This window comes from Youngiibacter fragilis 232.1, from assembly GCF_000495435.3.
Taxonomy (GTDB): Bacteria; Bacillota; Clostridia; order Clostridiales; family Clostridiaceae; genus Youngiibacter; species Youngiibacter fragilis.
The window spans coordinates 1-2,183 of sequence record NZ_AXUN02000136.1 but is presented as its reverse complement, the minus strand read 5'-3'; the positions used below and the strand labels follow the sequence as shown (position 1 = coordinate 2,183).

Genomic DNA, 2,183 nt, shown 5'->3' with positions numbered 1-2,183 from the left:
TAAATGTTACATAGTACTAGGCTATACCTTGCCTACTGAAAACTACATTAGTTCAGTATGTGGGTGGATGAAGAGAAGACACAACTGGGATATCAAGCCAGAATGGATTATAGGTTCACCAGGTGTTGTAGGTGCCTTTTATTCTGCAATCAAAGCGCTGACTGAGCCTGGAGATGGCATCATCATAATGACTCCGGTCTATTATCCGTTCTTCAGTGCAATAGGAAAGAATCAGAGGAACCTTGTAAAAAATCCGCTGATTCAAGATGGAGATACTTATCTCGTTGATTATGATGATCTGGAAGAAAAGGCACAGGACCCAAGAAACAAGGTGCTTCTATTCTGTAGTCCGCATAATCCGGTAGGCAGAGTGTGGAAGAGGGATGAGTTAGAAAAAATTGCTGATATATGTCTGCGTAATAATGTCGTTATAATATCTGATGAGATCCATTTCGATCTGATTATGCCAGGCCATGAACACATTGTCTTCGCATCAATTTCTGAAGAGGCTGCGAACAACATGATAGTTTGCACTGCTCCAAGCAAGACCTTCAACCTGGCTGGGATGCATACTTCTAACATCATAATCCCCAACAAGGAGCTAAGGGAAACTTATCTCAGAGAAGTTGAATCCAATGGATTCTTTAGCTTGAATATTATAGGGTATAAGGCATGCGAGATAGCTTACAACGAGTGTGGAGAATGGCTGGACGAACTGGTTAATCTGGTACATCACAATCATAAAGTACTTAAGAGCTTTATGGAGGAACATCTGCCGGAAGTCAAAGTATTCCCATTGGAAGGGACATACCTGCAATGGATGGATTTTAATGAGCTTGGGTACAACAAGGATGAGCTTGAACGAATTATGCATATGGAGGCAGAGGTGTTCTTCGATGAAGGATATGTGTTTGGTGAAGAAGGCAACGGATTTGAACGAATGAACATTGCTTGCCCTACAAAGGTTATGTTAGAAGGATTAGAAAGACTTAAGAAAACACTAAAAAATTAAGGATTATTTGATAAAGAGGGAGGAATCATAATGAATGTCAATCAAAAAGAAATTACCATGGTAGACACTGCGAATTCTTCGACAAAAGACCTTAAAAGAGTCCTTGGATTCTGGGATCTGATGAGCCAGGCTGTAGGTCAGATCATAGGTGCTGGAATCATGTCACTGACTGGAGTAGCTATTGCTATGACTGGAAGGTCTGTACCTGTTTCATTTATCCTATCAGCAGTGTTGGTACTTATCAGCTCTGTTCCAATGATTCTAATCAACGCAACGGCAAGATTCAGGGGGGGACAGTATTCAATTGTTGGTTCACTGTTCAGTAAAAAATACAGTGGTGCGTACATGATAATGTTTATCCTGACTAATGTGTCAATAGCCATGTATGCTCTTTCCTTTGCCGATTATGCTATGCCGTTCATACCTTTTCTGCCAAGAAAGCTTTTGGCACTAGGCATACTGACTCTTTTATATGGCCTTAACATGGTTGGCGTAGATGTAATGGCTAAGTTCCAGAATGCCATAGTCTTTATACTCGTTATTGCACTTGCTGCATTCTCTGCATTCGGTATAACACAGCTTCAACCAAATTATTTCTCTGATTCATTCATAACCAATGGACTTCTTGGACTATTCCGAGCTGGAGCACTCTTGACATTTGCAACTGGTGGAGCATTAGCAGCAGCGAATCTTGCGGGAGAAGCTAAGAATCCGACAAGGGATATACCGTTAGTCATAATCATATCGACAGTAGCTGTAGCAGTACTTTATGGATTCATGTCTGTTATTGCAGCCGGTGTTCTTCCGGTTGCTCAAGTAGCGGGACAGCCACTGACATGGGTTGCAGAAACCATACTTCCTAGATGGCTTTACGTATTCTTTGTAGTTGGTGGAGCTTGGTTTGCACTTATCTCAACATTGAACTCTCAGCTTGGATGGGCTACAAAGCCGGTCATGCAGGCGTGTGAGGATGGCTGGTTCCCAAGAGGACTTGCTCACCTGCACCCTAAGTTCAAGACACCTGTATACCTTCTAACAATAATGTATGTTCTTGGATTTCTACCAATAGTATTTGATCTTGACATAAGCATCATCGGAAGTATAACGATTATAGTATATAGCTTAAACAATGTCCTTCTATGTGCTTCTTTACTAGACCAGCTATAAAATG

Annotated in this window: 2 protein-coding genes; both read left to right on the top strand. The window is 41.3% G+C overall.

What is annotated here, in order from left to right; translation table 11 throughout:
* On the top strand, positions 1-1,012 hold a 1,012-nt coding region (locus tag T472_RS07100; protein WP_023863472.1), incomplete at its 5' end, for a MalY/PatB family protein.
* 30 nt (positions 1,013-1,042) lie between these two features.
* Complete coding sequence (locus T472_RS07095) at positions 1,043-2,179, top strand: APC family permease (protein WP_023387785.1); 1,137 nt, start codon at positions 1,043-1,045, stop codon at positions 2,177-2,179.
* Positions 2,180-2,183 lie beyond the last annotated feature (4 nt).